Source organism: Cyanobium sp. LEGE 06143 (assembly GCF_015207535.1).
GTDB lineage: Bacteria > Cyanobacteriota > Cyanobacteriia > PCC-6307 > Cyanobiaceae > NIES-981.
Genome location: NZ_JADEWP010000250.1, coordinates 1 through 2,794 on the forward strand (window position 1 = coordinate 1; position 2,794 = coordinate 2,794).

Below are 2,794 nucleotides of genomic sequence, written 5' to 3' on the forward strand. Positions count from 1 at the left end.
GCTGCGGAGCACGCAGAGCACCGCCAGGGCGACACAGAGAGGGCAGTGGGCCAGACCCATGGGCAGCGAGTAGGTCCCTGATGGGCACGGCGTTGTCCCCACCATGGCAGGGGCGCCGGGCGAGGAGGGTGGCGGAGCGGCACGATTGCAACAGAACCGGGCCGATCTACAACGGGAGCACCCTCCAGGAGATCCCTTGCTGCGGCTGAGTGAGCTGAAGCTGCCCCTGGACCATGGAGAGGCCGAGCTGCCGGCGGCGATCTGCCGGCGACTGCGGCTCAGGCCTGGCCAGCTGCGCGACCACCACCTGGTGAAGCGCAGTGTCGATGCCCGCCGCGGCAAGCCGATCCAGCTGGTGTACAGCCTGGATCTGGTGCTTGATCTCAGTGAGCGGGAGCAGGAGCGGCTGCTGCAGCGCTTCCGCGGCGATCGCCACCTGAGGCCCAGCCCCGACAGCACCTATCACCCCGTGCTGCCCGCCGGCAGCGGCAGCAACGGCGCCGCCACCCGGCCCGTGGTGGTGGGCGCCGGACCCTGCGGCTACTTCGCCGCCCTGCTGCTGGCCCAGATGGGGCTGCGCCCCCTGCTGCTGGAGCGGGGGCCGGCCGTGAAGCAGCGCAGCGCCGACACCTTCGGCTTCTGGAAGGGCCAGCTGCCGTTCAACCCGGAGTCGAATGCCCAGTTCGGCGAGGGCGGTGCCGGCACCTTCTCCGACGGCAAGCTCTACAGCCAGGTGAGCGAACCCCTCCCCTACTGCCGCAAGGTGCTGGAGGAACTGGTGGCGGCAGGAGCCAACTCGGAGATCCTCACCCTGCACCACCCGCACATCGGCACCTTCAAGCTGGCGACGGTGGTGCGGGGGCTGCGGCAGCGGATCGAGGCCCTCGGCGGGGAGGTGCGCTTCGGCAGCAGGGTGGAGGGGCTGCTGCTGGCCCCAGGCAGCCGCAGGGTGCAAGGCGTGCGGCTGGCCGATGGCCACACGATCACCACCTCTGCGGTGGTCTTGGCGGTGGGTCACAGCGCCCGCGACACCTTCCTGAGGCTCGAGGAGTGCGGCGTCGCCCTGGAGCCCAAGCCCTTTGCCATCGGCCTGCGGATCGAGCATCCCCAGCCCCTGATCGACCGGGCCCGCTGGGGCGAGGCCGCCGGCCACCCCCGCCTGGGCGCCGCCGAGTACAAGCTGGTGCATCACTGCAGGGGGCCTGGCCTGAAAGGCCGCAGCGTCTACAGCTTCTGCATGTGCCCGGGCGGCCTGGTGGTGGGGGCCACCTCGGAGGCCGGCGCGGTGGTGACCAATGGCATGAGCCAGCACTCCCGCAACGAGCGCAATGCCAACAGCGGCCTGGTGGTGCCGGTGACTCTTGAGGATGTTCGGCCCTACCGCCGCTTCGAAGACGACCCCCTGGCCGGGGTGGCCTTCCAGAGGCACTGGGAACAGCTGGCCTTTGCCGCAGGTGGAGGCACCTACCAGGCACCGGTCCAGACCGTTGCCGACTTCCTCACTGGCATCGACCCGGATGGACAGGGCGAAGGGGGCAGCACGGGCGTGKKTRYMWSMKACMNAGCCAGGGGTGCGTGGGGCCAACCTGGGTGGCTGCCTGCCGCCCTATGTGCTTGAGGCCCTCAGGGAAGCGCTACCGGCCTTCGAGGGCAGGCTTCCGGGGTTCTGCAGCTCCAGTGCCCTGCTCACCGGCGTGGAAACACGCACGTCATCACCGGTGAGGATTCCACGCGATCGCACCAGCCTAGAAAGCCTCAACACCCCCGGGCTCTACCCGGGAGGCGAAGGGGCTGGCTATGCCGGCGGCATCCTTTCAGCCGCCATCGACGGCATCAAACTGGCTGAGCAGGTGGCTCTGGCCGTGGCTCAATCCTGAGCAGTCACTCGTCCTCGTCCTCACCCCCGAGGGGCACCAGACGGATCTGCTTGCGACCCAGCTTGATCTCGAATTCATCTCCGGGCTCGAGGCCGAGCAAAGCGGTGTAGGCCTTGCCCACCATCAAGTTGCCGTTGAACTGTACCTTGGTGGAAAAGCTGAGCTTGCGCCCTCCCTTGCCGGTGGAGGGAGCAGCACCGAAATCCACCCCCTTCGCACTCAGAAGGGCTTCGTAGAACGCTGTGAAGTTCAGCCGCTCGCTGCCGTCTTTCTTGGTGGACACATACCCGCAAGCTCTCACGAGATCGGATTTACCAACATCGCCCAGCTCTTTGACCTTGGTGAGGAGGTCTGTTCCGGTCAGCATGAAATCAGAATCGCACTAATCACAGCTTAACCATTCAACCCAACCGATTGCAAGCAACGATCATGACTCTGCAGGTTGTCTGGTTTCGTCGGGATCTTCGGCTCAGCGATCATCCAGCCCTGTGTCATATCAGCTCCAGCGCACGGGTTTTACCGCTTTTCATACTGGACCCTGCCCTGCTGAGACATCCCGAAACGGGGGCCGCCCGTGTGGCCGTCATGCTGGACAGCCTGGCCAGCCTTGGGCAGGATCTCAGAGCCCGTCAGTCGCGGTTGGAAGTGCGCTGGGGCGAACCAGCCACCACCCTCCTGCAGGTTGTCCGCGACTACGGCGCCGATGGCGTTGTGGCCCATGTGGACACAGAGCGCATCGTAGGCCGGGTCAGCGATGCCCGCGTCAATCGGATGTTGGCAGAGGCCAGGATTCCCATCCATTGGATAGAGCCTCCGGGAGCAGTCGCTCCACTGCTGGCCTATAGCGATTTTCGGCGATCCTGGCACGCGGCGATGGCGCAGAAACCGCTGCCTGCTCCCACCCGACTGCGCACCCC

Annotated in this window: 2 protein-coding genes and 2 pseudogenes; 3 read left to right on the forward strand and 1 reads right to left on the reverse strand. The window is 66.7% G+C overall.

Going from position 1 to position 2,794, the window contains the following annotated elements:
• The first annotated feature begins 103 nt into the window (after positions 1 to 103).
• Together IQ216_RS13050 and IQ216_RS14810 are read left to right on the forward strand one after the other, a co-directional pair.
• Positions 104 to 1,618: pseudogene (locus IQ216_RS13050) on the forward strand (NAD(P)/FAD-dependent oxidoreductase).
• Positions 1,518 to 1,877, forward strand: a pseudogene (locus tag IQ216_RS14810) (FAD-dependent protein). The pseudogenes IQ216_RS13050 and IQ216_RS14810 overlap by 101 nt, the downstream one beginning before the upstream one ends.
• Before the next feature lie 4 nt (positions 1,878 to 1,881).
• On the opposite strand, the gene IQ216_RS13055 reads toward IQ216_RS14810, so the two are convergent.
• Positions 1,882 to 2,244, reverse strand: coding sequence for an AbrB family transcriptional regulator (locus IQ216_RS13055; RefSeq protein ID WP_193815814.1), 363 nt, complete (start codon positions 2,242 to 2,244; stop codon positions 1,882 to 1,884).
• 62 nt (positions 2,245 to 2,306) lie between these two features.
• Between IQ216_RS13055 and IQ216_RS13060 the strand changes: the two genes are divergently transcribed.
• Positions 2,307 to 2,794, forward strand: a 488-nt coding sequence (locus tag IQ216_RS13060) for a deoxyribodipyrimidine photo-lyase (RefSeq protein ID WP_193815815.1), incomplete at its 3' end; no start/stop codon positions are given.

Bases quoted from the DNA above. Each gene is read 5' to 3' on its own strand.
- IQ216_RS13055 (WP_193815814.1), bottom strand. From the start codon at position 2,244: ATGCTGACCGGAACAGACCTCCTCACCAAGGTCAAAGAGCTGGGCGAT.